The following is a 24,499-nucleotide window of genomic DNA, read 5'->3' as shown; positions in this document are numbered from 1 at the left end:
GCAGAATTCTTTAGCGGGCCTGAAGGCGCGGAAGGGGCTTTCGCGATGGTCTGGATAGCTTAGTGCTGGTGCCCGCAAGCGAGTGTCCGAAACGCTTCCTCGTACCGTGCCTTCAACAAAACCTCTCCAACCGGATGATCCGGCAAGGTTCTCCGGCCGTTGTGGCCGGAGCGTGAGGTGGGCGGACGAGGAGGGCATCGGAGCGTTCCAGGATGCTGAGCATCGACGAGTCCTGGAGCAGGTGCGGGGTCGCGACGGGGAGCATCAGGCGCTCGGGGCCGTGAGCGAGACTCACAGGGATATCCTGGAGCGAGAGGGACGCGCGCATGTAGTCCTGACGCTCCCGATTGGGCGGGAGATCGGCGCCTAGGATCGCATCCTCCGTCGGGTCTTCTGCTGCTTTCTGATCGCCCAGAAGGGCGCGGATCGCGGGAATCAGGAACAGGACGGTGCAGACGAGGGACGAGACCGGATTGCCGGGGAGTCCGAGGAGCAGGGTAGATCCGAGACGCCCATGCATGAGTGGTTTGCCGGGGCGTAAGGCCACACGCCAGAAACCGAGGTCCATGCCCTGACGGCTCAGGGCCTTCTGCACCAGATCGTGCTCGCCCACCGATGCGCCGCCCAGGGTCACAAGAATGTCGGAACCGGCGTCGCGGGCGGCCTGAATGCGCTCGTCGAGGGATTCGAGCGTATCGCGGGCGATGCCGAGATCGATGGCTTCGGCCCCGGCTTTCTCCACCATCAGCATCGTCGCCGGCAGGCTGGAGGCGGTGATCTGGTCGGGGCCGACAGGCTCGCCCGCGCGCACCAGTTCGTCACCCGTGGCGAGAATGGCAACCCGCGGCTTCCTGTGAACGGCGAGCGCGCCATGCCCCATGGCGGCCGCCAGGGCGATGTGACGAGAATCCAGACGCAAACCGGCCTGCAGCAGCACATCGCCGGCACGGAAATCGAGACCGGCGGCGCGGATATGGCGGTTGGGCCGGGCTGCATCCTTGACAACCACCTGATCGTCGGACCGCTCCGTATCCTCTTGCAGCACCACCGCGTCGGCGCCATCAGGAACGGGCGCGCCGGTGAAGATGCGCACGGCCTCCATCGCTCCAACCGTGCCGGAAAAGCGATTGCCGGCTGCACTGGTGCCGATCACCCGGAGCGTTGCGGGCACCTGCGCGCAGTCGGCGCTTCTCACCGCGTAGCCGTCCATGGCGGAGGCCGGGAAGGGGGGCTGATCGCGCCGGGCGCTGACATCCTCGGCAAGCGTGCGTCCAGCGCAGGCGGCGAGGGGCACATGCTCGATCCCGACCGGCTTTTCGACACTTGCCAGAACGCGGGAGAGAGCATCCTCGACCGATATCAGGCTCATGGCGCCTCGAAATCCCCCGAACGGCCGCCGCTCTTCCGGCGTAGGCGAACATTCTCGATCCGCATCGCCTTATCGGCCGCCTTCACCATGTCGTAGATCGTCAGGCAGGCGATGGAAACGGCGGTCAGCGCCTCCATCTCGACACCGGTCTGGCCCGACACTTTCACCTCGGCGCTCACGCGCACGCCGGGCAGGCTGTCGTCGAGGGCGCAGTCCACCTTGACCTTCGAGATGAGGAGAGGGTGGCAGAGCGGAATAAGCTCGTGCGTCCGCTTGGAGGCCATGATCCCGGCGAGGCGCGCGGTGCCTAGCACATCGCCTTTCTTGGCCTCGCCATGGCGGATCAGGTCCAGGGTTTCCGCTTGCATGATCACGCATCCCTCGGCGATCGCGGTGCGGCTGGTGACGCTCTTGTCCGAGACGTCGACCATGCTGGCCTGACCCGATGCATCGAGATGCGTGAGCTTCGTCATGCCGCCTCGCCGAACAGAAGTTTTCGCGTGGCTGCCGCCACGTCGGCTTGCCGCATCAGGCTCTCGCCGACGAGGAAGGTGCGGATATCAACCTTCGACAAACGCTCGATGTCGGCGAGCGTGAAGATGCCGCTCTCGCCGACGACGATGCGGTCGGACGTGATCAGGGGAGCCAGTTCCTCGCTGACCCCGAGCGAGACTTCGAAGGTGCGCAGATTGCGGTTGTTGATGCCGACGAGCTTCGTGCCCAGCGGCAGGGCGCGCTCCAGCTCCGCCCGGTCATGCACCTCAACCAGCACATCCATGCCGAGATCGTGCGCCGTATCGATCAACGCGCGGGCCTCATCGTCGGAGACGCTTGCCATGATCACGAGAATGCAGTCGGCGCCCCAGGCACGGGCCTCGTAGACTTGGTAGGGCTCGAACAGAAAGTCCTTGCGCAGGGCCGGCAGCCCCGAGGCCTCACGGGCCTGCGTGAGATATTCGGGCTTGCCCTGGAAGGAGGGCTCGTCGGTGAGCACTGACAGGCAAGTCGCGCCGCCTTCGGCGTAAGCCCTCGCCAGGCTCGGCGGATCGAAATCGGCGCGGATCAGACCCTTGGACGGGCTTGCCTTCTTCACCTCTGCGATGAGGGCGGGCCGCCCCTCGATGAGATGGCGCTCGATGGCCTCGGCAAAGCCGCGGGGCGGGGAGGCCGCGCGGGCACGGCGCTCGATCTCGGCTTGCGGAATGGCCGCCTTTGCCGCTTCGATCTCCTGACGCTTATAGGCTTCGATCTTGCTGAGAACATCGGCCATGTGACTTGCACTCAGCTGTTCGAGGCTTTGACGAGACGTTCGAGGGTCGCCTTCGATGCGCCGCTGTCGAGAGCCCGCGAGGCACGGTCGAGACCGTCGCGCAGGTTCGCGGCTTCATCCGCGATCACGAGGGAGGCCGCCGCGTTGAGCAAGGAGACGTCGCGATAAGGCGTGCGGGCGCCATCGAGAACTGCGCGCAGCTGGGCCGCGTTGTGCTCCGGGTCACCACCGCGCAGGTCGTCCAGAGATACCGTCGGGAGGCCGACCTCCTCCGGGGTCACGGTGAAGCGGCGGATTGCGCCGTTCTCCAAGGCCGCCACGAAGGTCGGACCGGTGGTCGTCATCTCGTCGAGCCCGTCGGAACCATGCACGGTCCAGACCTTCTGCGAGCCGAGCTCTTTCAGAACCTGTGTGAGCGGCTCGAGCCAAGCTTCTGAAAACACACCGAGAAGCTGACGCTTGGCGCCGGCCGGATTGGCCAGAGGTCCGAGCAGATTGAAGATCGTCCGCGTCCCGAGCTCCACACGCACGGGCGCCACATGGCGCATGGCGGCATGGTGGGTCTGGGCAAACATGAAGCAGAGCTTGGTCTCGGCAAGGCAGCGCTCCAGGCCCTCCGGGTCAAGCCCGAGTTTCACGCCGAGCGCCGAGAGGACATCCGCCGTACCCGATTTCGAAGAAGCGGCCCGGTTCCCATGTTTGGCGACGGGAACACCGCAGGAAGCGACAATGATCGAAGCGAGCGTCGAGATGTTGTAGCTGCCCTTGTGGTCGCCGCCCGTACCGACGATGTCGATCGCCTTCTCGGGAGCATTGACCCGCAGCATGCGCCCGCGCATGGCCGTGACGGCGCCGACTATCTCCTCGAGGGCCTCACCACGAACCCGCAGAGCCATGAGGAAGGCGCCGCCCTGGGCAGGCGTCACTTCACCGGAGAGCAAATCGTCGAAGGCGTCCCGCGCCTCGTCGCGCGTCAGCGATGCACCCGTGGCGACCTTGGCAAGATAGGATTTGAACGATTCCATCGGTTTTACTGTCCTGCTGGAGCGGCTGCACCGCTGACGGCGCGATGCTTGGCGTTCCAATCCGCCGCGAGTTCGAAGAAATTGCGCATGATCGTCACCCCATGCTCCGACAGGATGCTCTCGGGATGGAACTGGACGCCATGAATCGGCAGCGAACGATGGGACAGGCCCATCACGAGGCCGTCGGCCGTCTCGGCTGTCACGAGGAGATCGCTCGGGCAGGTCTCTCGGTCCACGATCAGTGAGTGGTAACGGGTCGCCTTGAAGACGCCATTGATACCGCGGAACACAGCCTGACCGCCATGCTCCACCTCCGACACCTTGCCGTGCATGGGCAGAGGCGCACGGGAAACTGTGCCGCCGAAGGCCTGACCGATGGTCTGCAGCCCGAGGCAAACACCGAAGGTCGGGATCTCGGGCGAGGCGCGCTTCACGAGATCGAGGCAGATCCCGGCCTCGTTGGGCGAGCAGGGTCCGGGCGAGAGCACGATGGCATCCGGCGCGGAAGCAATCACCTCGTCGGTGGTGATGGCGTCATTGCGCACCACATCCACCGAGGTGGCGAGGGGACCGAGCAGATGCACCAGGTTCCAGGTGAAGCTGTCGTAATTGTCGATGACGAGAACGCGGGTCATAGCGCGCCGACGTTCGCGTAAGCGACGGCCCTGGTCAAGCGAAGCATTGGTGGTGAAATCACTGCCCGACCCTCGCCTGGCTTGCGAAGCGCACGGCTTCTTCGGCCGCCCGGAACAGCGCCTTCGACTTGTTGATGCATTCCTGCTGCTCGGAAGCCGGATCGGAATCGTAGACGATGCCTGCGCCGGCCTGGACCGCCATGCGCCCGTCCTTCACCAAAGCGGTGCGCAGCACGATGCAGGTATCCATCTCGCCATTGGCGCCGAAATAGCCGATGCAGCCGGCATAAGGCCCGCGCTTGTCCTTCTCTAGCTCGTCGATGATCTGCATGGCGCGCACCTTCGGCGCGCCGGAGACCGTGCCGGCCGGGAAGCCTGCGACGAGCGCATCGAGCGCATCGAAGGAGGGATCGAGTCTGCCCTCCACGTTCGAGACGATGTGCATCACCTGGCTGTAATATTCGAGGAAGAAGGAATCCGTGACTTCCACGGAGCCCATCTCCGCCACGCGGCCCACATCGTTGCGTCCGAGATCGAGCAGCATCAGATGCTCGGCCCGTTCCTTCTGGTCGGCGAGCAGGCTCTCCGCATGGGCGCGATCCTCGGCGGCCGTCGCACCGCGTGGCCGCGTTCCGGCGATGGGACGGATCGTGACCCTGCCGTCGCGGACCCGCACCAGGATCTCCGGAGAGGAGCAGACGATCTGGAAATCCTCGAAATCGAGATAGCAGAGGAATGGCGCCGGATTGACCCGGCGCAGAGAGCGATAGAGCGCGAAGGCAGGCAGGGGAAAGGCCGACTCGAACCGCTGCGACAGCACTACCTGGAAGATATCACCGGCGCGAATGTATTCCTTCGCATTGGCGACCATCGCTTCGAATTCCTGCGGCGTCGTATTCGACACCGGCGGCTCGAAATGGATTGTGGTCGGGTCGCTGCGGTCGTCGATCGGAAGCGGGCGCTCGAGCGCGGCCGTTACTTCGTCGAGACGCGACAAAGCCGACTCATAGGCTACCTTGGCCGAGGTTCCGGATTGCGGGCGCACGGGGGTGATGAGCGAGATCTCGTCCTTCACCGCATCGAAGACCACCATCACGGTCGGCCGGATCAGGATCGCGTCCGGCACTTTCAACACATCCGGGTTGGGCTCGGGCAGGCGCTCCATCAGCCGGACCATGTCGTAGCCCAGATAGCCGAAGAGGCCTGCCGCCATGGGCGGCAAGTCGTCGGAAAGGGGCAGGGCGCTTTCCTTGATCAGCGCGCGCAGGCTCTCCAGGGGTGGAAGTTCCTCGACCCTGAATTCCTGCATACGGCTTTGCGCCTGACGGTCGATGGAGGCCTCGCCATCCTGGCAGCGCCAGACGAGATCAGGATCAAGCCCGATCATCGAGAAGCGGCCGCGAGTCGCTCCGCCTTCGACGGATTCCAGCAGGAAGGCCGAGCCCTTCCGGTCATGCCGCAGCTTCAGGAAAGCCGCGACAGGGGTTAAAAGATCACCCACCAATGTGGCCCGCAGAACGCCGGCCTCGCCAGCCTCATAGGCCTGAGCGAAGGTATCGAAATCGGGCGTGATCGTCATGGGTTACAATTCGCCGCCCGTTGCCTGACGCAGCGCCTGCTGGTTGATGGTCACACCGAGATCCTGGCGGACCTGGGCGATGTATTGGCTGATCAGGTCGTCGCCGAAGCCGGCGCGAAGCTGGTTCTCGGCGTTCTGCGCCGCCTGCGTCGTGGTGACGAGCGGCGGCACGGTGGCGGAAGTGACCTTGAACACGGCACGGGCATCCGTTCCGTTGGCGGCATGGCCGGTCTTGCCGACCGGAACGGCGAAGATGCGGTTCACCGCCTCGGTGGCCAGATCGTCCTTCGCCGTGTTGCGGGCGAGATCGGTCGCGTTCTTGACCTCCGCTCCCGCCGCCTGGGCCACGGCCTCGATGGCCTCGCCCTTCTCAAGACGTCCAGTGAGCTCGTTCGCCTTCTCGGAGAGGCGCTGGGCCACCTGATCCTCGCGCCAAAGGGTCGCGACCTGATCGCGGACCTCGTCGAGATTCTTCTCTCTCGAGGCTTCGATGCCGGTCACGTCGTACCAGACATAGCCGGTGGCGGTGCGCAGGGCTTCGTTGTCGACGCCGATGTCGGACGCGAAGGCCGCTTTCACGACGGCGTCCTTCTCAGGGACGTTGACCGGATTGCCGGCCTTGTCGAGACCGCCTGCTTCGACCGCCGGAATCAGGACCAGGGCCAAGCCCTTTTCCTTGGCGATGTCTGCCAGCGGCTTGGCACCGGCGCGCAGGTCCTCGATCTCGTCGTGGATCCGCTCGATCTGGCCCTGGGCGCGCTCCTGAGCGACCTCCTGACGGAGCTCGGCGGCAACCTCCTCGAAGGGGCGGACAGCTTCGGGCTGGATCTGCGTGACGCGCACGATCACGGGGCCGAAGCGTCCGGCGATGGGAGCGCTGACAGCGTTCTGCTCCAGGGCAAAGACCGCTTCTGCCACGGCCTGATCGAGCATTTCGGCCTTGGCGAAGGTGCCGAGCTCCAGGCTCTGCGGGGACACATTGCGCTCGGTGGCGAGGGCCTCGAAGGTCGTGCCTTCCTTGATCTTGGCGGCCGCGGCCTCGGCTTCGGCCTGGGACGGGAAGGTGATCTGCTGGATCGTTCGGCGCTCCGGCGTGCCGTACTTGGCCTTCTGCTGCTCGTAACGCTGGCGAGCGTCGGCCTCGGACACGGTATCCGGCTTGGCGAGGGCGGCGGCATCGAGCACCATGACAGTCACGGCCCGGTATTCGGGAGCCCGGAAAGAGCTCCTGCGCTCGTTGAAGAAGCTCTGAAGCTGCTCGGCCGTGGGGGCGGGGATGTCGCCCGCCATGGCAGCGGTCAGAAGGATGTAGGCGGCGGCGCGACGCTCGCTGGCATAGCGATGCAGGGCTTCCTTGGCGGCGACCGGGACGGTGATGTCCCCGGCGATGGCCTCGGCGAGATGGAGACGCGCCATGGCGGAGCGCTGCTCCTGCACGAAGCCCGCCTCGGAGAGGCCGACATTGCGCAGGGCCTGATCGAAGAGGGCGCGATTGAACTGGCCGTCGGCTCCCTTGAAGGTCGGGTTGTTCATGATCGAGGCGGCGACAAGCTGGTCGGAGACGGAGAGACCCATCTGCTTGGCCTGCTCGGCCATCACGGCCTCGGTCACGAGATTGGAGACGACCTGCTGGTCGAGGCCGAAGGCGCGGGCCTGCTCGGGGCTGATCACGGTACGGAACTGGCGCCCGAGCCGCTGAAGCTCGTTGGTATAGGCGTTGCGGACCTGATCCACCGTGATGGTGGTGCTGCCGACCTCGGCCACCGCGGAAGCGGGTGTCGCACGGAAGATGTCGCCGATGCCCCAGATGGCGAAGCTGACGATGAGGGCGCCGAAAAAGATGGTGGCGATGACTTTGCCGACCAGCGTCTGCCCAGCCTTGCGCATGTTCCGAAGCATCGTGAACCCGTTTTCCAAAAACTCGTTAAACCTGCCGATAAACGATCAGGGGCTCTACGAAAAGGGCAAGTCTGGTTGAAAGAGGGCTCAAGCCTCTGCTAGTGCCAAATTATCAAGCGTGACAGGAGTGCCTGAAATGAGCGTCGATAGGCCGCGCCCGCTGGTGGCGGGAAACTGGAAGATGAACGGACTGAGGTCCTCGACCAAGATTCTGGAGGAAGTCCACGCCGGCTACACTCCGGGTCTCAAGGCCAAGGTCGAGCTGGCCGTCTGCCCGCCTGCGACTCTCGTGAGCCTCTTCGCTCAGCGTTCCGTCGGCTCGCGCGTCGCCATCGGCGGCCAGGATTGCCACGCCAAGGAATCGGGCGCCTTCACAGGCGACCTTTCGGCTGAAATGCTGGCCGATGCAGGCGCTTCCTATGTGATCGTCGGCCATTCCGAGCGCCGCCAGTATCACAAGGAGAAGGACGTCGATGTCTGCGCCAAGGCGGTTGCGGCTCACCGGGCCGGCCTCACGGCTATCGTCTGTGTTGGCGAAACCCGTGAGGAGCGCGAGGCCGGCAAAACCCTCGCCGTCGTCCGCAAGCAGCTGCGCGGCTCGATCCCGGTCGATTCGAACAGCCATAATCTCGTGGTCGCCTATGAGCCGGTCTGGGCCATCGGTACTGGCCTGACGCCAACCGTCGCCGATGTGGCGGAGGTGCATGCCCTGATCCGGGACGAGCTGCGCCGCCTCGTCGGCAAGGCCGATTCCGCACGGGTCCGCATTCTCTATGGCGGCTCCGTGAAGCCCTCGAATGCTGCCGAACTGATGGCAGTGGAGAACGTCAACGGCGCGCTGGTGGGTGGCGCGAGCCTCGTCGCGGCCGATTTCCTGGCCATCGCCGGGGCGTATCTCGGGTAACTGAGAAAAGGCGGCTTGCAGGTCTTTGATCCTGCGCCCACCTATGCTACAGGCCGCCGCAACGAACGGATTGCGAGCGGCTGACGCCCTGTGCGCAGCCGCTTGAGGTTTTTGAAAACGATGCAAACAGTTCTCATCATTGTCCACCTGATCATCGTCCTCGCTTTGATCGGCGTGGTTCTCCTGCAGCGTTCCGAGGGCGGCGGCATGGGCCTCGGCGGCGGTGGCGGCGGTGTTTCCGGCTTCATGACCGGGCGCGGCCAGGCCAATGCGCTCACCCGCGCGACCGCGATTCTGGCAGGCCTTTTCTTCGTCACCAGCATCGCGCTTACCGTCATGGCGACCTCGACCCGGGCTCCGCGCTCGATCCTGGATGGCGGCGCTGCGCCGACGGCACCGGCTCCGGGCCAGCAGGCTCCGGCGGCTCCGCAGGGCGGTAATGTGCTCGAGCAGCTGCAGCGCCTTCAGGGCGACCAGCCGGCGGCTCCGGCCCCCAGCGCTCCGGCGCCGGCGCCCGCAGCGCCTCAGCAGTAAGTGAAAACCAGGGCCGGGCTTCCGGCCCTCTCTTTTTGTGGATTGGCTTCGGGTAACGCTGTTCGCGATTGCGAATCGGCGTCCGATCTTTATGGATAGGGGTCCATGACGCGGTACGTATTCATCACCGGCGGCGTGGTGTCTTCGCTCGGCAAGGGATTGGCTTCGGCGGCCCTGGGAGCGCTTCTCCAAGCACGCGGTTACAAGGTCCGGCTTCGCAAGCTCGACCCATATCTCAACGTCGATCCGGGGACGATGAGTCCCTATCAGCACGGCGAGGTCTTCGTGACCGACGACGGCGCTGAGACCGATCTGGATCTCGGACATTACGAGCGCTTCACCGGCGTGCCGGCCACCAAGGCCGACAACATCACCACCGGGCGCATCTATCTCGACATCATCACCAAGGAGCGGCGCGGCGACTATCTCGGCGCCACGATCCAGGTGATTCCGCATGTCACCAACGCCATCAAGGACTTCGTGCTCACCGGCAACGAGGGCTTCGACTTCGTTCTCGTCGAGATCGGCGGCACGGTCGGCGACATCGAGGGTCTGCCGTTCTTCGAGGCCATCCGCCAGCTCGGCAACGATCTGGAGCGGGGGCAGGCGATCTATGTCCACCTGACGCTCCTGCCGTTCATCCCCTCGGCCGGCGAGCTGAAGACGAAGCCGACGCAGCACTCGGTGGCGGAACTGCGCTCCATCGGTATCCAGCCCGACATCCTTCTCTGCCGCACGGACCGTGAGATCCCGAAGGACGAGCGCCGCAAGCTCGCCCTGTTCTGCAACGTGCGCGAGACCGCGGTGATCGAGGCGCGCGACGCCCGCTCGATCTACGACGTGCCGCTGGCCTATCACGAGGCCGGCCTCGACAGCGAGGTTCTGGCGGCCTTCGGCCTCGACAGTGCCAAGGCTCCCGATCTCTCCCGCTGGACCAACATTTCCGGGCGCGTCCACAATCCGGAGGGCGAGGTCACCATTGCCGTCGTCGGCAAATATACGGGCCTCAAGGATGCCTATAAGTCCCTGATCGAGGCCCTTCACCACGGCGGCATCGCCAATCAGGTGAAGGTGAACCTCGAATGGATCGAGAGCGAGATCTTCGAGCATGAGGATCCGGCTCCGTTCCTCGAGGGCATCCACGGCATCATGGTTCCCGGCGGCTTCGGCCAGCGCGGCGCCGAGGGCAAGATCCGGGCGGCCCGCTTCGCCCGCGAGCGCAAGGTGCCGTATTTCGGTATCTGCTTCGGCATGCAGATGGCGGTGATCGAGGCGGCCCGGTCGCTGGCCGGTATCCAGAATGCCAGCTCGACCGAGTTCGGCCCGACCGCGGAGCCGGTCGTCGGCCTGATGACCGAGTGGCTGCGCGGCAACGAGCTCGAGAAGCGTTCTTCCAGCGGCGATCTCGGCGGCACCATGCGTCTTGGCGCCTATCAGGCCTCGCTCAAGCCCGGCAGCAAGGTAGCGGACATCTATGGCGGCACGGAAATCTCCGAGCGCCACCGGCACCGCTACGAGGTCAACATGACCTATCGCGACCAGCTGGAGGAAAAGGGCCTGCGCTTCTCCGGCGTCTCGCCCGACGGCGTGCTGCCCGAGATCGTGGAATACGAGAACCATCCCTGGTTCATCGGCGTCCAGTACCATCCGGAGCTGAAGTCGCGCCCCTTCGAGCCGCATCCGCTCTTCAAGAGCTTCATTCATGCGGCCGTGGAGCAAAGCCGGCTGGTTTGATGTTAACCTGCCCCGTCGTGCCTGGACGTGATTCAGGCGCGACGTACAGGAAAGAACCCGATGACCCGCCGGATCGACCATCTCGTTGTTGCCGTCCACGATCTCGATCAGGCCGGAAGCTTTTATGAGCGTCTCGGTTTCCAGGTCGGCGCCCGCAATCGCCACCCCTGGGGCACCGAGAACCGGCTCGTCCAGCTGCCCCGTTCCTTCATCGAATTGATCGCGGTGGGCGAGGGGGCTGCGATTGCTCCCCATCAGGCGAGCGCCTTCAGCTTCGGCGCTTTCGTCCAGGATTACCTCAGGGACCGCGAAGGCCTCGCCATGCTGGTTCTCGACAGCCAGGATGCCAAGGCTGACGCGGCATTGTTCTCGGAAAAGGGCATCGGGTCGTTCGAGCCGTTCCATTTCGAGCGCAGCGGACGCCGCCCGGATGGGAGCGAGACCAAGGTCGCCTTCACCCTGGCCTTCGCCTCAGTCGAGAATTCTCCCAAGGCGGGCTTCTTCGTCTGCCAGCAGCACTTCCCGGAAAACTTCTGGAACCCGGAATTCCAGCGCCACGACAACAAGGCGACGCAAATCTCATCGGTGACCCTGGCTGCGCCGGATCCGGAGCGGCTTCGCGCTTTCCTGACGGCCTTCACCGGCGTGCAGCCGGCCAGTCCGGACGGGGACGATCTGTCGTTCCGCCTGGGTGAGAGCCACATCGATGTGCTCACGCCCGATGACGCTGCCGAGATCTATGGCTCAGTGGAGGCAGAGCTCGATCAGCCGTCCTTCGTGGCTTTCGCGGTTCGCGTCGAGGATATCCAGCGGCAGGCGAAGTGGCTGGACGCCGCAGAGATTCCCTATCAGCACATCGGTAGCAGGCTCATCGTCCCTGCCAGCACTGCCTTCGGCATCGCGATCACGTTCGAGCCAACGTAATATTAACCATGATCCTCTAGACGATGGGAAAACATCGTATGGAGGACTGACCGTGGCTTCATCTCTGGCGGGCTTGCCTGACTTCCTGATCTTCTTCGTGCTCGCGGTCGCCCTGGTCGGCCTCTACCTCGCGATCTACACGCTCGCGACCATGCACAACGAGTTCGCTCTGATCCGTGAGAACGTGATCTCGGCGGCGACCACCCTCGGCTTCAGCCTCGTCGGTTTCGCGCTGCCGCTGGCGAGCGCCATCGTCCATGCCCAGACCATCGTCGATTGCCTCGTCTGGGGCTTGGTAGCCCTCGCAGTCCAGATCGTCGTCTACTGGCTGGTGCGGATCGTGATGCCGAACCTGTCGCAGCGCATCGCTGGCGGTGAAATGGCGGCTGCCCTGTTCCTCGGCGCTGCCTCGCTCGCCGCCGGAATCATCAACGCGGCGGCGATGACATTCTGAGAACGGGTTCAAGCCCCGGGGAAATCGTCCGGGGCTTCTGGTTTTTAAATACTCGCCTCGACCATTCTGGCGAATTGAAGGGCCTCCGCGCGCATGGCCGGTGGCACGAGCATCGGGTTCTTGTGCCGAACGGCATAGAGCATGGCGATCCGCTCAATGGCCCGGAGATAGAGGTCCGGGATCTCGTTCTCGCCCCATTCGAAGGATTGGTAGTCCCGCAGGTTCAACTCGATTTCATGCGCCATCCTGCTTTGCGTAAAGCCGAGTGCCGTTCTGAGAGCGACAAGCTCCTGCATCTTGCTATGTTCGGACATCAGAGCGCCCCCCACGCGCCGCGAAGTGAATTGTCGATCCGCTTCAGGAATGTTTGCAGGTAAAATTTCTTATTCTTTCCATGTAGATAGCATCTTGTTTTAAAGATGACCTAAAGTAAATCGACAATTCGTCGGAGGAAATATCCTCTGTCGCCCTTGGTTAAGAGCTGACAAGCCGACTGCCTTCACCGCGACGTCCAGTGACGAGGTGGCATGCACGGAGTCGCTTTGCTTGCCGTCTGAGAAAGGCTAGAGACGGCGCATGACCGATACCAAACGAACTCCAACCGTCGTCGAGGCCGGCTCCGTCCGCTTCGGCAATCACCTGCCGCTCAGCATCATCGCCGGGCCCTGCGCCATGGAAAGCCGCGACCACGCGCTTGAAATGGCTGCCGCGCTCAAGGAGATCGCCGGGAAGCTCGGCCTGGGTCTCGTCTACAAGTCCTCCTTCGACAAGGCGAACCGGACGTCCATCTCCAGTGCCCGCGGCCTCGGGCTGGACAAGGCCCTTACGATCTTCGCCGAGGTGAAGGAGAAGTACGGGCTGCCAGTCATCACCGATGTGCACGAGAACGACCAATGCGCGCCTGTCGGCGAGGTGGTCGATATCCTTCAGATCCCGGCCTTCCTCTGCCGCCAGACGGACCTGCTCGTAGCGGCTGCCAAGACGGGCCGGGTGGTCAATGTGAAGAAGGGCCAGTTCCTCGCACCCTGGGATATGGCGAATGTCGCCGCCAAGGTGACGGCTGCGGGCAATCCCAATGTGATGCTGACCGAGCGCGGCGCCTCCTTCGGCTACAACACGCTCGTTTCCGACATGCGCTCCCTGCCGATCATGGCCGAGACCGGCGCTCCGGTGATTTTCGATGCCACTCATTCCGTGCAGCAGCCCGGCGGCAAAGGCACCACTTCGGGCGGCCAGCGGGAATACGTGCCGGTGCTGGCCCGCGCCGCCGTCGCGGTCGGCGTGGCCGGCGTCTTCATCGAGACGCACCAGGACCCGGACAAGGCTCCTTCCGACGGCCCCAACATGGTTCCGTTGAAGGAGCTTGAGGGATTGCTGGCGCAGCTGAAGGCTTTCGATGCGCTGGCCAAGGGCAGGGTGGTCTAATTCCGTTTCCCATGCCTTTTGAGGAGGTCAGGTCTGCGTTCCTGTTCCTCGTATTGAGATGAGGCCGTGATAAGGAGCCTGAGCTCCCTTCACGGCCTCATTCGTTAGGATGCCATGTCCTCCCGCAACCTGATCCTGATCCTCGCCACCAGCGGCTTCGCGAGCACCTTCTCCGGCCGCGCGGTCGAACCGATGGTCGGGGTCATTGCCCGGGACTTAAGCTCCACGCCGCAGACCATCGCGCTTCTCTCGGCTGCTTTCGCGCTGCCCTATGCCTTCATCCAGCCGGTGCTGGGACCTATCGGCGACGCGCTCGGAAAGGAGCGCGTCATGAAGGTGGCGCTGGCGCTGCTCTTTCTGGCTCTGGCCGGCTCCATCTTCGCGCCGAACGTGGAAACGCTGTTCACCCTCCGCATCGTCGCCGGCGCGGCCGCAGGCGGCGCGGTGCCGCTCTCGATCGCACTGATCGGCGACCGGGTCGAGATGGCCCGACGCCAAATCGCGCTGAGCCGCTATCTCGTTGCTGTCATCATCGGCCAGCTCGCCGGATCGTCTTTCGCCGGGCTTCTGGCGGAGCTGATCGGCTGGCGAGGGGTGTTCGGGCTTTCCTCCTTCATGATGGCATTGGCGCTTGCCGCGACAGTCATCGGCTTCAGAGGCGCGTTGCCAGGCGGCCAATTCGATCCGCGCACGGCCATCCTGCGCTACCGGGATATTCTCTCCAACCCGCGCGCCTTGTTCCTCTTCGGCTCCGTCTTCGTCGAAGCCATCGCGATCTTCGGTATCTTTCCCTATATCGCGCCACTGCTTGAGGAGCGCGGTGGGGGCGGGGCTGCGGAGGCCGGCTTCGCCATCGGCGGCTTTGCCATCGGTGGCCTGATCTATTCGGCCCTCGTCACCTGGATGCTGGGGCGCCTCGGCATCGGCAAAATCCTCATGGGCGGCGGCTTCTTTGCCGGGGCTGCGCTCGTCGTTCTGGGTCTCGGCGGCGACTGGAAGCTCGATGCATTCGCCCTTCTGCTGATGGGGCTGGGCTTCTACATGCTCCACAACACCTTCCAGGCCCAGGTTACGGAAGTGGCGCCCAACGCGCGCGCCTCGGCGGTCGCGCTCCATGCCTTCTCGTTCTTCTGCGGTCAGGCGCTCGGCGTCGTCCTCATGGGTTTCGGCCTGCGCAACATCGGGCTGACCGGAGCGACGGGAATCGCCGCCCTGATCATCGTTGGCGTCGGTCTGACCGCTTCGTACGTCCTGACCAAGCCTGCGGCTCAACGGGCGCGGTAGGGCGCTACGCCCTGGTCGGGCAGCCACAGGTTCTTCGGCAGCTCGCCCGTCTGCCAGAACACGTCGATGGGGATGCCGCCCCGCGGGTACCAGTAGCCGCCGATCCGCAGGTAGCGCGGCTCGAGCAGATCTGCGAGCCGCTTGCCGATGGCGACCGTGCAATCCTCGTGGAAGGCGCCGTGGTTGCGGAAGCTGTGCATATAGAGCTTGAGCGATTTCGACTCGACGAGCCAGGGACCTGGTACGTAATCGATTACCAGAATCGCGAAATCCGGCTGGCCCGTGACCGGGCAGAGGGACGTGAATTCCGGCACCGTGAAGCGGGCGAGGTAGTCCGTATCCTGATGCGGGTTCGGCACCCGGTCGAGCTGCGCTTCCTCGGGGGATTGGGGCTGGGCACTGACGTGGCCGAGCTGGAGGGTGGTTTCCGTCATCTGGAATTGACCTTGGATTGATAAAGGGAAAGCTCTTGCCGTCCTTGCTCACATGGGCATTTCGGTCAATAAGCCAATTCATGACTTGAGGCCGCACCCGTCGCACGGGCGGAAATAGCGGCACTTCAGCCAGCAGGAGCCCGCTCAATGACAGCGATTATCGACGTTTTCGCCCGCCAGATCCTCGACAGCCGGGGCAATCCCACCGTCGAGGTGGATGTGACCCTCGAAGACGGCTCCATGGGCCGCGCGGCCGTGCCCTCCGGTGCCTCCACCGGCGCCCACGAGGCGGTCGAACTGCGCGACGGCGACAAGTCGGTCTATCTCGGCAAGGGCGTGCTCAAGGCCGTGGACGCGGTCAACAACGAGATTCTCGACGCCATCGGCGGCATGGACGCGGAAGAGCAGGTTGCCATCGACGAGACCATGATCGAGCTCGACGGCACCCCGAACAAGGCGCGCCTCGGCGCCAATGCTATTCTCGGCGTCTCGCTGGCGGTCGCCAAGGCTGCGGCCGAGGCCTCGACCCTGCCGCTCTACCGCTATGTGGGCGGCACGCAGGCCCGCGTTCTGCCTGTGCCGATGATGAACATCATCAACGGCGGCGCCCACGCGGACAATCCGATCGACTTCCAGGAATTCATGATCCTGCCGGTCGGCGCGCCGTCGCTGGCCGAAGCCGTGCGCATGGGCGCCGAGGTGTTCCACACGCTCAAGAAGGCCCTCAAGGACGCCGGCCACAACACCAATGTGGGTGACGAAGGCGGCTTCGCCCCGAACCTGCCTTCCGCCGAGGCCGCCCTCGACTTCATCATGAAGTCCATCGAGGAGGCCGGTTACAAGCCGGGCCAGGACATCGTGCTCGGCCTCGACTGCGCGGCCACCGAGTTCTTCAAGAACGGCGCTTATGTCTATGAGGGTACGGGCCAGAAATTCAACCCGCAGCAACAGGCCGAATACCTGGCGAAGCTCGTCTCCGCCTATCCCATCGCCACCATCGAGGACGGCATGTCCGAGGACGACTGGGAGGGCTGGAAGGCCGTGACGGACCTCATCGGCAACAAGTGCCAGCTCGTGGGCGACGATCTCTTCGTCACCAACGTGGATCGTCTGTCGGAGGGCATCAAGAAGGGCGTCGCGAACTCGCTCCTCGTGAAGGTGAACCAGATCGGTTCCCTCACCGAGACGCTCGCCGCCGTCGAGATGGCCCACCGTGCCGGCTACACCGCCGTCATGTCGCACCGCTCGGGCGAGACGGAGGATTCCACCATTGCGGATCTCGCCGTTGCAACCAATTGCGGGCAGATCAAGACCGGCTCGCTCGCCCGTTCGGACCGGACGGCCAAGTACAACCAGCTCATCCGCATCGAGGAAGAACTCGGCGATCAGGCCCGTTATGCCGGCCGCGCGGCGTTGAAGGCGCTGGGTTGAATTCGAGTTATATCGATGTACCGAGAAAGCCGCCGCGAGGCGGCTTTTTCTTTTCTGCTCATCGTCATGGCCGCACTCGTTGCGGCCATCCACGTCTTCGGAACCGCAACGTTGCTTTGGGCGTGGATCCCCGGAACAAGTCCGGGGATGACGTTGAGGGTTTCAGAGGGGCACGCAACTTCTAACGGCTCCTTAACCATGTCGCTGTAAGACTCAGTCCCATGGTAATCCGCAGACGCGCACGACGATTTCTGATTCCGCTGGTGCTCTACAGCATCTCCGCGGCTGTCGCTGCATACTTCGTGCATCATGCACACAGCGGAGCGCGCGGTATCGAGGCCCAACAAAAGTATGAAGCGCAGGTCGCCGAACTTTCCGCGGAGCTCGACGGTTTAAAGACACAGCGCTCCGATTGGGAGCGTCGCATCGCGCTGCTTCGGAGCGATCAGATCGACCGCGATCTGCTCGAAGAAAGAGCGCGTGTAATGTTAGGACGTGTGCACCGGAACGACCTCGTGATCATCACGGGACCATAATTAACAATAACTTAAAAGTTCTGCTTAACTGAATTTCAGTTGATCGAAAATAACGAAGATTTTTCATTGGCTTGCGCGTTTTGTTGTGCAGCGCAAAACACCTTTTGGGGCTCTCGATTTCCGATTCCGACTGCGCTACAACTTTCGTCGAGGAAACCCTTCGGAGGACCCGATGGCTGTTGCTGCCCGCAAGGCGGGCCGTGCCGGTGTAGGCACGGCTAACAAGACTACTTCCAGCAAAGGCTCCAACCGCGGAGCTGCCCCCAACACCCCACAATTCGACAAGAACCAGGACCAGTCGGCCTATTACGACATGCTTCTGATCCGGCGCTTCGAGGAGAAGTCCGGCCAGATGTACGGCATGGGCCTGATCGGCGGTTTCTGTCACCTCTATATCGGCCAGGAGGCTGTCGTCGTCGGCATGCAGATGGCGACGAAAGACGGCGACCAGGTGATCACCGGTTATCGCGATCACGGCCACATGCTCGCCTGCGGCATGGATGCGAAGGGTGTCATGGCCGAATTGACGGGACGCCGCGGCGGTCTGTCGAAGGGCAAGGGCGGCTCCATGCACATGTTCTCCAAGGAGAAGCATTTCTATGGCGGCCACGGCATCGTCGGCGCGCAGGTGTCGCTCGGCACCGGCATCGCCTTCGCGAACCACTATCGCGACAACGGCAATGTCTGCCTGACCTATTTCGGTGACGGCGCGGCCAACCAGGGCCAGGTCTACGAGAGCTTTAACATGGCAGCGCTCTGGAAGCTGCCGGTTGTCTACGTGATCGAGAACAACCGCTATGCCATGGGCACGGCCGTCACGCGCGCTTCCGCGCAGACCGATTTCTCGAAGCGTGGTTTGTCCTTCGGCATTCCGGGCGAGCAGGTGGACGGCATGGACGTTCGCGCGGTCTATGCCGCCGGTCGGCGCGCCATCGAGCATGCCCGCTCCGGCAAGGGCCCGTATATCCTCGAGATGCAGACCTACCGCTACCGCGGCCACTCGATGTCCGATCCGGCGAAGTATCGCACGAAGGACGAAGTGACCCGCATGCGCGAAGAGTACGATCCGATCGAGCAGGTGCGCCGTCGTCTGCTGGAGACCTGGAAGCTGTCGGAGGACGAGCTGAAGGCCATCGACAGCAAGGTGCGCGAGATCGTCAACGAGGCGGCCGAGTTCGCCACGCACGATCCCGAGCCCGATCCGTCCGAGCTCTACACAGATATCCTTCTGTAAGCGGCGCGTTAGCGTCGCTTTCCCCCGAATCTCGCCGCTGCGACAATCGAAACGAGTCTTTTAATGGCGATCGATATTCTCATGCCTGCCCTTTCTCCCACCATGGAGCAGGGCAAACTGGCCAAGTGGCTGAAAAAAGAAGGCGATCAGGTCAAGCCCGGTGACGTGCTGGCCGAAATCGAGACCGATAAGGCGACCATGGAGGTCGAGGCGATCGACGAAGGCGTCCTCGCCAAGATCCTGGTTTCCGACGGCACCGACAATGTCGCTGTGAACACTCCCATCGCAATTCTTGCGGGCGAAGGTGAGGATGTCTCCGCCGCCGCTGCGTCGGCGAAGGCACCTGCTGCTCCGGCGCAGGAGGCTCAAGCCGCCCCGACGCCCGACATGCAGCGCGAAGGCATGGCCGACCGACCATCGCCCGACTCGATTCCGGGCACGGACGCAAAGCCGGTGGCGGAGCCAGCTGCTCCTTACGTGATCCAGACCCGCACCGCGCACGACGCCATGGCGGAGATCCCGGAAGGCACCGAGATGGTCTCCATGACCGTCCGCGAAGCTCTTCGCGATGCCATGGCCGAGGAAATGCGCAAGGATGACAAGGTCTTTGTGATGGGTGAGGAAGTCGCCGAATACCAGGGCGCCTATAAGGTCACCCAGGGCCTGCTGCAGGAATTCGGCCCGAAGCGCGTGATCGACACGCCGATCACCGAGCACGGTTTCGCCGGCGTCGGCGTCGGTGCGGCGTTCACGGGTCTGCGTCCGGTCGTCGAGTTCATGACCTTCAACTTCGCCATGCAGGCGATCGACCAGATCATCAACTCGGCCGCCAAGACCCTGTATATGTCCGGCGGCCAGCTCGGTGCGCCGATCGTGTTCCGCGGCCCGAACGGCGCGGCCGCCCGCGTGGGCGCGCAGCACAGCCAGGATTTCGCAGCTTGGTACTCGCAGATCCCGGGCCTCAAGGTCGTGTCGCCTTACACGGCTTCCGACGCCAAGGGACTCCTCAAGAGCGCCATCCGCGATTCGAACCCGGTCGTCTTCCTGGAGAACGAGATCCTTTACGGCCAATCGTTCCCGGTGCCGAAGCTCGATGACTTCACGGTGCCGATCGGCAAGGCGCGCATCCATCGCCAGGGCAAGGATGTCACCATCGTGTCTTTCTCCATCGGCATGACCTATGCGCTCAAGGCCGCGGAGGAACTGGCGAAGGAAGGCATCGAAGCCGAGGTCATCGACCTGCGCACGATCCGTCCGATGGACACCGACACCATCGTCGCCTCGGTCATGAAGACCGGCCGCTGCGTCACGGTGGAGGAAGGCTATCCGCAATCGGGCGTCGGCTCCGAGATCGCCATGCGCATCATGGAGAACGCGTTCGATTATCTCGACGCTCCCGTGATCCGCGTCACCGGCAAGGACGTGCCCATGCCGTATGCGGCAAACCTCGAGAAACTCGCGCTTCCGTCGGTGGCCGAAGTGGTGCAGGCGGCGAAGGCCGTTTGCTACAGGTGACATCATGGCTGAACGGAAATTCGAAGCCCTCAATGTTCCACCCGACGCCCTCGAAAAGGGCGGCGTCGAGATCCTGAGGGCTTCGGTGGTCGATGGAGCGGTAAGCATCGCGCTTCGCCGCGCCTTCGACGATCCGTTCACCTGGGGCGTGCTCCTCGTGGATCTCGCCCGTCACGCCGCGCGCGTCTATGCCATGGAAACGGAGTTCTCCGAGGAGGAGGCTCTCGCCGAGATCACCGCCGGCATTCAGGCCGAGCTGGATAATCCGAGCGATCCAGGCTCGACGCAGGCCATAAACTAATCCTTTCCAGATCAGGATCTATCAACGCCATGCCCATCAATATCCTGATGCCCGCCCTGTCTCCCACCATGGAAAAGGGCAACCTTGCCAAGTGGCTGAAGAAGGAAGGCGACACGGTGAAATCCGGCGATGTGATCGCCGAGATCGAAACCGACAAGGCCACCATGGAAGTGGAAGCCGTCGATGAAGGCATCCTCGCCAGGATCGTCGTTCCCGAGGGCACGGCCGATGTGCCCGTCAACCAGCTCATCGCGCTGATCGCAGGCGAGGGCGAGGACCCGAAGAGCATCACGGCTCCTGCCGCAGGCGGTGCCGCTCCGGCCGCAGCGCCGAAGGCTGAAGCCGCACCGGCTCCCGCTGCTGCGCCTCAGCCGCAGGCTGCGCCAGCTCCGAGTGCTCCCGCTCCCGCCGCCGCAAAGCCAAACGGGGCGGGGCAGGCTGCCGGTAACCGCGTCTTCGCCTCGCCGCTCGCCAAGCGGATCGCGAAGGAAGCGGGCGTCGACATCGCATCGATCCGGGGCTCCGGTCCGCAAGGCCGTATCGTCGAGAAGGACGTGCGCGCTGCGCTCCAGAGTGGTGGCGCAAAGCCTGCTCCCGCTGCAGCGGCGGCTCCTGCGCCGGCTGCGAAGCCCGCGGCTCCGCAACTCGCACCGAGCATGGGCGCCGATCAGGTCAAGGCCATGTTCGAGGCCGGCACCTACGAGGAAGTGCCTCTCGACGGCATGCGCAAGACCATCGCCAAGCGCCTCGTCGAGTCGAAGCAGACGGTGCCGCATTTCTACCTGTCGCTGGATTGCGAGCTCGACGCGCTCATGGCGCTGCGCGAGCAGATCAACAACGCGGCGGCTAAGGACAAGGACGGAAAGCCCGCCTACAAGCTCTCGGTCAATGACTTCGTCATCAAGGCGCTCGCCATCGCGCTCCAGCGCGTGCCGGCCGCCAATGCGGTCTGGGCCGAGGATCGCATCCTGAAGATGAAGCATTCGGATGTGGGCGTGGCGGTCGCCATCGAGGGTGGCCTGTTCACCCCGGTCGTCCGCAAGGCCGAGACCAAGACGCTCACAGCGATCTCGGCGGAGGTGAAGGATATGGCAGGCCGCGCCCGCACGCGTCGCCTCAAGCCCGAGGAATACCAGGGCGGCTCCACGGCAGTGTCAAATCTCGGCATGTTCGGCATCAAGAATTTCCAGGCCGTCATCAACCCGCCTCAGGGTACGATCCTCGCGGTCGGTGCCGGCGAGCAGCGGGTCGTGGTGAAGAACGGCGCTCCTGCCGTCGTCCAGGCCATGACCGTGACGCTCTCCTGCGATCACCGCGTGGTCGACGGCGCGCTCGGTGCCGAACTCCTGGCCGCCTTCAAGCAGCTCATCGAGAACCCGATGGGGATGCTGGTTTAGTACCAACACGTCATCCCGGGGCTGCGCAGCAGAACCCGGGATCGTATGACAAGAATAGCGCCTTATCCTGATAGCGATCCCGGCTCTCGCTCTGCTCTGCCGGGATGACGAGTAGGAACACCATGGCAAACCAATACGACATCATCGTCATCGGCGGCGGGCCGGGGGGCTATGTGGCCGCGATCCGTGCGGCGCAGCTCGGGTTCAAGACCGCGGTCGTGGAGCGCGAGCATCTCGGCGGCATCTGCCTCAACTGGGGCTGCATTCCGACCAAGGCGCTGCTGCGCTCGGCCGAGATCTACCACTACATGGAGCACGCCAAGGATTACGGCCTGTCGGCGCAGGGCATCGGCTTCGATGCTGCCGCCATCGTCAACCGCTCCCGCGGCGTGTCGGGCCGTCTCAACGGCGGCGTCGGCATGCTGCTCAAGAAGAACAAGGTCGATGTGATCTGGGGCGAGGCGAGCATCTCCAAGCCCGGCGAGGTTGTCGTCACGGCGCCGAAGAAGGCCGCCATGCAGCCGCAGAACCCGGTGCCGAAGGGCGTGCTGGAGCCCGGCACCTACCAGGCCAAGAACATCATCATCGCCACCGGCGCGCGTCCGCGCGTGCTGCCCGGCATCGAGCCGGACGGCAAGCTGATCTGGACCTATTTCGAGGCCATGGTGCCGCCTTCCATGCCGAAGTCGCTCATCGTCATGGGCTCCGGCGCCATCGGCATCGAGTTCGCCTCCTTCTACCGCACCATGGGTGCGGAGGTGACCGTGGTCGAGGTGCTGCCGCAGATTCTCCCCGTCGAGGATGCGGAGATTGCCGCTCATGCCCGCAAGCGCTTCGAGAAGCAGGGCATGAAGATTCTTTCGGGCGCCAAGGTCACGAAGGTAGAGAAGGGTGCGAACTCCGTCACCGCCACCATCGATGACGGCAAGGGCGGCACGCAGACGATCACCGCCGAGCGCATGATCTCGGCGGTCGGCGTCGTCGGCAACATCGAGAATCTCGGCCTCGAGAAGCTCGGGGTGAAGATCGACCGCGGCACCATCGTGACAGATGGCGTCGGCCGCACCAACGTGCCGGGCATCTATGCCATCGGCGACGTGGCCGGCCCACCCATGCTGGCGCACAAGGCCGAGCACGAGGGCGTGATCTGCGTCGAGACCATCAAGGGCCTGCACACGCACGCCATGGACAAGGCGAAGATCCCGGGCTGCACCTATTGCAATCCCCAGGTCGCCTCCGTCGGACTCACCGAGGCCAAGGCGAAGGAGCAGGGCTACGACATCCGCATCGGCCGCTTCCCCTTCATCGGCAACGGCAAGGCCATTGCGCTCGGCGAGCCCGAGGGTCTCGTGAAGACGATCTTCGACAAGAAGACCGGCCAGTTGCTGGGTGCCCACATGGTCGGGGCGGAAGTGACCGAGCTGATCCAGGGCTTCGTGATCGCCATGAATCTGGAGACCACGGAAGAAGAGCTGATCCACGCCGTCTTCCCGCATCCGACGCTGTCCGAGACCATGCACGAGAGCGTGCTGGATGCCTATGACCGCGTGATCCATATCTGAGCGGGCACCGCCCGCCGGGATTTTTGACTGTCGCATGGCCGGGTTCGTCCCGGCCATTTGCTTTTTCGTGCAAGTCGATGCGGCTTATCGCGATGCGATTGCAAGTCCAGCCTTGGCTTCAGGCGGTTTTGCGAAGCGCTTCGCACCGGCCACACAGCCAATCACCGCGAGGGTGACGGCGATCATCGGCCAGCCGACAGCCTCGTTCAGAAGCAGAGCCGACAGGACGAAACCGAAGAAGGGCTGGAGCAGCTGCAATTGGCCCACGCCCGCGATGCCGCCCAGCGCCAGGCCGCGATACCAGAACACGAAGCCGATCAGCATGGAGAACAGCGAGACGTAAGCCAGCCCGAGCCAGGCGGGGAGGCCGATTCCGCTCCAGGAGGCGGGCAGCGTGAAAAGCGTGAGCCCGACAGTGACGGGTAGCGACAACACCAGCGCCCAGGAGATGACCTGCCATCCCCCTAGGCGCCGCGCGAGGCTCGCGCCCTCCGCATAGCCGAGGCCGCACAGCACGATGGCGCCCAGCATCAGCAGGTCGCCGATGGAAGAGGCCGAGCCGCTCTGGACCAGGGCGAAGCCGGCCACCAGCGCGCCGCCGATGCCTGAGAAGATCCAGAAGGCCGGCCTCGGCCGCTCGCTGCCCCGGATGACGCCGAAGATCGCTGTCGACAGAGGAAGCAGGCCGACGAAGACGATGGAATGCGCGGTGGTGATATGCTGAAGCGCGAGCGCGGTGAGCAGCGGAAAGCCGATCACCACGCCGGCTGAGACGATGGCAAGCGACAAGAGATCGCGGCGTTCGGGCCGCCTCTCACGCAGGCTGAACAGAAGCGCCGCCCCCAACAAACCTGCGACGGTCGCCCGCGCGACGGTCAGAAACAGCGGGTCGAAATCGAAAACTGCAACGCGCGTCGCCGGCAGGGAGCCGCTGAAGATCAGCACCCCAAGAAAGCCGCTGACCCAACCCTCTGTCGTCTTGTCCATGCTCGCCTCCATGCTCCGATTTCATCGGAAAGGCATCGCTTTTCCAGAGACAGTGCAGTACAGTCT

24 protein-coding genes are annotated in these 24,499 nt (G+C 64.1%); 14 read left to right on the top strand and 10 right to left on the bottom strand.

All coding sequences use genetic code 11. The features are described from left to right. Positions 1 to 112: 112 nt before the first annotated feature. Genes glp through JO965_RS14190 form a run of 7 tightly spaced genes read right to left on the bottom strand, consistent with a single transcriptional unit; the run spans position 113 to position 7,777 of the window. The gene (gene glp, locus JO965_RS14220; protein ID WP_203439545.1) at positions 113 to 1,369 is read right to left on the bottom strand and encodes a gephyrin-like molybdotransferase Glp; all 1,257 of its coding nucleotides are present in this window, start codon (positions 1,367 to 1,369) and stop codon (positions 113 to 115) included. Continuing rightward, positions 1,366 to 1,842, bottom strand: coding sequence for a cyclic pyranopterin monophosphate synthase MoaC (gene moaC / locus JO965_RS14215; protein WP_203439544.1), 477 nt, complete (start codon positions 1,840 to 1,842; stop codon positions 1,366 to 1,368). The genes glp and moaC overlap by 4 nt, the downstream gene beginning before the upstream one ends. Beyond that, positions 1,839 to 2,639 carry an indole-3-glycerol phosphate synthase TrpC gene (gene trpC, locus JO965_RS14210; protein ID WP_203439543.1) on the bottom strand — a complete coding sequence of 267 codons (801 nt, stop codon included), beginning with the start codon at positions 2,637 to 2,639 and terminating at the stop codon, positions 1,839 to 1,841. The genes moaC and trpC overlap by 4 nt, the downstream gene beginning before the upstream one ends. 11 nt (positions 2,640 to 2,650) lie before the next feature. Beyond that, complete coding sequence (gene trpD / locus JO965_RS14205; RefSeq protein WP_203439542.1) at positions 2,651 to 3,664, bottom strand: anthranilate phosphoribosyltransferase; 1,014 nt, start codon at positions 3,662 to 3,664, stop codon at positions 2,651 to 2,653. 5 nt (positions 3,665 to 3,669) lie between these two features. Continuing rightward, positions 3,670 to 4,299, bottom strand: a complete 630-nt coding sequence (locus JO965_RS14200; protein WP_203439541.1) for an aminodeoxychorismate/anthranilate synthase component II — start codon at positions 4,297 to 4,299, stop codon at positions 3,670 to 3,672. 58 nt (positions 4,300 to 4,357) lie between these two features. Beyond that, a complete protein-coding gene (gene trpE, locus JO965_RS14195; RefSeq protein WP_203439540.1) occupies positions 4,358 to 5,878 on the bottom strand; it encodes an anthranilate synthase component I in 1,521 nt (506 codons plus the stop codon). 3 nt (positions 5,879 to 5,881) lie between these two features. Further along, on the bottom strand, positions 5,882 to 7,777 hold the full coding sequence (locus tag JO965_RS14190) for a SurA N-terminal domain-containing protein (RefSeq protein WP_203439539.1): 1,896 nt from the start codon (positions 7,775 to 7,777) through the stop codon (positions 5,882 to 5,884). A gap of 136 nt (positions 7,778 to 7,913) precedes the next feature. On the opposite strand from JO965_RS14190, the gene tpiA reads away from it, so the two are divergent. From tpiA to JO965_RS14165, 5 genes are all read left to right on the top strand, one after another. Continuing rightward, positions 7,914 to 8,681 (top strand): triose-phosphate isomerase, encoded by a 768-nt coding sequence (gene tpiA / locus JO965_RS14185; protein ID WP_203439538.1) that lies wholly within the window; start codon positions 7,914 to 7,916, stop codon positions 8,679 to 8,681. A gap of 120 nt (positions 8,682 to 8,801) precedes the next feature. Then, positions 8,802 to 9,215, top strand: coding sequence for a preprotein translocase subunit SecG (gene secG, locus JO965_RS14180; RefSeq protein ID WP_203439537.1), 414 nt, complete (start codon positions 8,802 to 8,804; stop codon positions 9,213 to 9,215). A gap of 105 nt (positions 9,216 to 9,320) precedes the next feature. Continuing rightward, positions 9,321 to 10,949, top strand: coding sequence for a CTP synthase (locus JO965_RS14175; protein ID WP_203439536.1), 1,629 nt, complete (start codon positions 9,321 to 9,323; stop codon positions 10,947 to 10,949). A gap of 60 nt (positions 10,950 to 11,009) precedes the next feature. Then, positions 11,010 to 11,873, top strand: a complete 864-nt coding sequence (locus tag JO965_RS14170) for a VOC family protein (RefSeq protein WP_203439535.1) — start codon at positions 11,010 to 11,012, stop codon at positions 11,871 to 11,873. Between the two features lie 52 nt (positions 11,874 to 11,925). Beyond that, positions 11,926 to 12,327 carry a DUF350 domain-containing protein gene (locus JO965_RS14165; RefSeq protein WP_203439534.1) on the top strand — a complete coding sequence of 134 codons (402 nt, stop codon included), beginning with the start codon at positions 11,926 to 11,928 and terminating at the stop codon, positions 12,325 to 12,327. 44 nt (positions 12,328 to 12,371) lie between these two features. Here the strand turns inward: JO965_RS14165 and JO965_RS14160 are convergent, their stop codons facing one another. Then, positions 12,372 to 12,641 carry a transcriptional regulator gene (locus JO965_RS14160; RefSeq protein ID WP_203439533.1) on the bottom strand — a complete coding sequence of 90 codons (270 nt, stop codon included), beginning with the start codon at positions 12,639 to 12,641 and terminating at the stop codon, positions 12,372 to 12,374. 262 nt (positions 12,642 to 12,903) lie between these two features. On the opposite strand from JO965_RS14160, the gene kdsA reads away from it, so the two are divergent. Both kdsA and JO965_RS14150 read left to right on the top strand, forming a co-directional pair. After that, a complete protein-coding gene (kdsA, locus tag JO965_RS14155) occupies positions 12,904 to 13,752 on the top strand; it encodes a 3-deoxy-8-phosphooctulonate synthase (RefSeq protein ID WP_203439532.1) in 849 nt (282 codons plus the stop codon). 114 nt (positions 13,753 to 13,866) lie between these two features. Continuing rightward, positions 13,867 to 15,036 (top strand): MFS transporter, encoded by a 1,170-nt coding sequence (locus tag JO965_RS14150; protein ID WP_203439531.1) that lies wholly within the window; start codon positions 13,867 to 13,869, stop codon positions 15,034 to 15,036. On the opposite strand, the gene queF is transcribed toward JO965_RS14150, so the two are convergent. Continuing rightward, positions 15,021 to 15,470 (bottom strand): preQ(1) synthase, encoded by a 450-nt coding sequence (gene queF, locus JO965_RS14145; RefSeq protein WP_203439530.1) that lies wholly within the window; start codon positions 15,468 to 15,470, stop codon positions 15,021 to 15,023. The genes JO965_RS14150 and queF overlap by 16 nt on opposite strands. 147 nt (positions 15,471 to 15,617) lie before the next feature. On the opposite strand from queF, the gene eno reads away from it, so the two are divergent. From eno to lpdA, 7 genes are all read left to right on the top strand, one after another. Further along, a complete protein-coding gene (eno, locus tag JO965_RS14140) occupies positions 15,618 to 16,901 on the top strand; it encodes a phosphopyruvate hydratase (protein ID WP_203439529.1) in 1,284 nt (427 codons plus the stop codon). Positions 16,902 to 17,122: 221 nt separating this feature from the next. Then, positions 17,123 to 17,437 carry a septum formation initiator family protein gene (locus tag JO965_RS14135; protein ID WP_203439528.1) on the top strand — a complete coding sequence of 105 codons (315 nt, stop codon included), beginning with the start codon at positions 17,123 to 17,125 and terminating at the stop codon, positions 17,435 to 17,437. Between the two features lie 172 nt (positions 17,438 to 17,609). Next, on the top strand, positions 17,610 to 18,671 hold the full coding sequence (gene pdhA, locus JO965_RS14130; RefSeq protein ID WP_203439527.1) for a pyruvate dehydrogenase (acetyl-transferring) E1 component subunit alpha: 1,062 nt from the start codon (positions 17,610 to 17,612) through the stop codon (positions 18,669 to 18,671). A gap of 63 nt (positions 18,672 to 18,734) precedes the next feature. Next, positions 18,735 to 20,186 (top strand): pyruvate dehydrogenase complex E1 component subunit beta, encoded by a 1,452-nt coding sequence (locus tag JO965_RS14125; protein WP_203439526.1) that lies wholly within the window; start codon positions 18,735 to 18,737, stop codon positions 20,184 to 20,186. A 4-nt stretch (positions 20,187 to 20,190) separates the two neighbouring features. Further along, positions 20,191 to 20,487 (top strand): DUF5076 domain-containing protein, encoded by a 297-nt coding sequence (locus JO965_RS14120; protein ID WP_203439525.1) that lies wholly within the window; start codon positions 20,191 to 20,193, stop codon positions 20,485 to 20,487. 29 nt (positions 20,488 to 20,516) lie between these two features. Beyond that, positions 20,517 to 21,884, top strand: a complete 1,368-nt coding sequence (locus JO965_RS14115; protein WP_203439524.1) for a pyruvate dehydrogenase complex dihydrolipoamide acetyltransferase — start codon at positions 20,517 to 20,519, stop codon at positions 21,882 to 21,884. A 122-nt stretch (positions 21,885 to 22,006) separates the two neighbouring features. Further along, a complete protein-coding gene (lpdA, locus tag JO965_RS14110; protein WP_203439523.1) occupies positions 22,007 to 23,446 on the top strand; it encodes a dihydrolipoyl dehydrogenase in 1,440 nt (479 codons plus the stop codon). Between the two features lie 84 nt (positions 23,447 to 23,530). Here the strand turns inward: lpdA and JO965_RS14105 are convergent, their stop codons facing one another. Next, the gene (locus JO965_RS14105) at positions 23,531 to 24,433 is read right to left on the bottom strand and encodes a DMT family transporter (RefSeq protein WP_203439522.1); all 903 of its coding nucleotides are present in this window, start codon (positions 24,431 to 24,433) and stop codon (positions 23,531 to 23,533) included. Between the last annotated feature and the right edge of the window lie 66 nt (positions 24,434 to 24,499).

The organism is Microvirga sp. VF16 (assembly GCF_016864375.1).
Classification (GTDB): domain Bacteria; phylum Pseudomonadota; class Alphaproteobacteria; order Rhizobiales; family Beijerinckiaceae; genus Microvirga.
This window is presented reverse-complemented; position numbering and strand designations above follow the sequence as displayed.